Raw genomic sequence first — 2415 nt, 5'->3', positions numbered from 1 at the left:
GGCGCCGCCGCGGGACACCCCACAGGAAGGATGAAACCGATGCAGGACAGAACCGGGCCTCTCGCCCGTTTCGTCACCGGCTACGTGTGGCTCGTGCGCACCCTCGCCGGGGTCAGCATGCTGCTGATCGTCGCGATCATGCTGGCGCAGGTGTTCTGGCGCTACATTCTGGGAGGCAGCCTGATCTGGGCCGAGGAGCTTTGCCGCTACCTGCTGATCTGGCAGACCTTCCTCGTGCTGGGCCTTGCCTTCTCCAAGGGCGAGTTCGTGGCGCTGGAGTTCGTGCCCTCGCTGCTGAGCCCGCGCCTGCGCTGGCTGCTGAAGGCGGTGATGGCGGTGCCCATCGTGGTCTTTCTCGGGCTCATGGCCTGGTATGGCTGGGATTTCGCCTCGCGCTTCGACCGTCAGACCATCCCCGCGCTCGACTTCATCTGGACCGCGCTTTCGGGCGAGGCCCTCGGGCTCTCGATCCGCTGGGTCTACGTAAGCGTGACCGTGGGCCTCGCGCTGCTGGCGCTGCACGTGCTCGCAGACCTGGCGGTCAGTTTCCGCCGGCAGGTCGTCGACAATCTCGAAGATACGGCGTCTGACGCCGACAGGACATCGGCCGGAACCACATGAGCAGCTTCTTCCTCCTTTTTGCGGGCTTCCTCGCCACCGGCGTGCCCATCGCGCTGGCGCTCGGCATCGCGGGCACCGCCTATCTCTACCTCTCGGGCAACGGCATGATGGCGCTGATGCTGCCACAGCGGATGATCGCGGGGGTCGACCAGTTCGTCCTGCTGACTATCCCGCTCTTCCTGCTGGCGGGCGCGCTGATGAACGTGGGCGGCGTCACGACGCGCATCGTGACCTTCGCCCGCGCCATGGTCGGCCACCGCCGCGGCGGCATGTCGTCGGTCTCGATCCTGTCCTCGGGCTTCTTCGCGGGGATCTCGGGAAGCGCCACCGCCGAGGCCTCGGCGCTCGGCTCGATCCTGATCCCGTCGATGGCCAAGCAGGGCATGCCCCCCGCCTATGCCGCCGCCCTCATCGCGGTGAGCTCGGTGATGGGGCCGATCATCCCGCCGTCGATCACCATGATCATCTACGGGGTGCTCTCGGGCGCCTCCATCGGGCAGCTCTTCCTTGCGGGGATCATGCCGGGCATCGGCATCGCCTCGGGCCTGCTGATCTACGCGAGCTGGCGCGCCAAACGCGACGGCTTCCCGGTCACGCCGCGGATGACGGGGCGCGAGCGCCTCGCCCCCCCCCGCCGCACCCTGCCCGCGCTGCTGCTGCCGCTGATCATCCTCGTCGGCATCAAGGCCGGCATCTTCACCCCCACCGAGGCCGCCGCCGTGGCGGTGGGCTATGCGCTCATCATCGGCTTCGTCTACCGCGACCTCACGCTGACGCGGGTCTGGGACGCGCTGATCGCCACCGCGCTGGTGTCGACCTCGATCCTCTTCATCACCTCGATGGCCAGCATCGTCTCTTTCGTCTTCACGCTGGAGCAGGTGCCGCAGCTGATCGCCGACGCCATGCTCTCGCTGACCGAGAACCCGTGGATGATCCTGCTGCTGCTCAACATCTTCCTGCTGGTGCTGGGCATGTTCCTCGAGCCGATCTCGATCCTCATCCTGACGATGCCGATCCTGATGAAGTTCCAGGCGCTGATCGGCATGGACCCGGTGCAGTTCGGCACCGTGGTGGTGCTGAACGTGGTCATCGGCATGGCGACACCGCCGGTGGGGATCCTGCTGTTCATCGCCTCGGCGATCTCGGGCGAGCCGGTGGGCAAGGTGATCCGCGAGGCGATACCGCTGGTGGGCATCTGCCTGCTGGTGCTCGCGGTGATCGCGCTGGTGCCGCAGGTGTCGCTGTTCTTCCCGAGCTTCCTGAACTGAGGACCGACATGACCGCACGCAACATCCTCATCGTCGTGGCCCACCCCGACCCGGGCTCGTTCAACCACGCGCTCGCGGCGGGCACCGCCGACGCGCTGCGGCAGGCCGGGCACCGGGTCACGGTCTCGGACCTCGCGGGCGAAGGCTTCCGCGCCGACGTGGGGCCGCATGACGTGACCCTGCGCGCCGACACCGGGCGCTTCCACGTGCAGGCCGAACAGGCCAACGCCGCCCGCAAAGGCGCCTACGCCGAGGACATCCGTCGCGAGCAGGCGCGGGTGGCCGAGGCCGACAACGTGATCCTGCAGTTCCCGATCTGGTGGGGCGGCCCGCCGGCGCTGATGAAGGGCTGGGTCGACCGGGTGCTGAGCTACGGCTTTGCCTACGTGGACGGGCGGCGCTTCGAAACCGGCCTCTTCCGGGGCCGCCGCGCGATGATCAGCGTCACCACCGGCGGCACGCCCGAGCGGTTCTCGGAGGAGGGTGTCTACGGCCCCATCGACCCGCTGCTGATGCCGATCCGCAA

General features: G+C 68.2%; 3 protein-coding genes. All 3 read left to right on the top strand.

The window, feature by feature from the left end:
* Positions 1-39 precede the first annotated feature (39 nt).
* Positions 40-621, top strand: coding sequence for a TRAP transporter small permease (locus tag HC022_RS24150; RefSeq protein WP_167454094.1), 582 nt, complete (start codon positions 40-42; stop codon positions 619-621).
* The gene (locus HC022_RS24145) at positions 618-1889 is read left to right on the top strand and encodes a TRAP transporter large permease (protein WP_167454093.1); all 1272 of its coding nucleotides are present in this window, start codon (positions 618-620) and stop codon (positions 1887-1889) included. The genes HC022_RS24150 and HC022_RS24145 overlap by 4 nt, the downstream gene beginning before the upstream one ends.
* Before the next feature lie 8 nt (positions 1890-1897).
* A partial coding sequence (locus HC022_RS24140; protein ID WP_167454092.1) for an NAD(P)H-dependent oxidoreductase occupies positions 1898-2415 on the top strand: 518 nt, incomplete at its 3' end.

The organism is Salipiger sp. HF18 (genome assembly GCF_011806505.1).
GTDB lineage: Bacteria > Pseudomonadota > Alphaproteobacteria > Rhodobacterales > Rhodobacteraceae > Salipiger > Salipiger thiooxidans.
The sequence above is the reverse complement of the archived record's forward strand: the minus strand, read 5'-3'. Positions and strand labels throughout refer to the sequence as shown.

Bases quoted from the DNA above. Each gene is read 5' to 3' on its own strand.
- HC022_RS24150 (WP_167454094.1), top strand. From the start codon at position 40: ATGCAGGACAGAACCGGGCCTCTCGCCCGTTTCGTCACCGGCTACGTG.
- HC022_RS24145 (WP_167454093.1), top strand. From the start codon at position 618: ATGAGCAGCTTCTTCCTCCTTTTTGCGGGCTTCCTCGCCACCGGCGTG.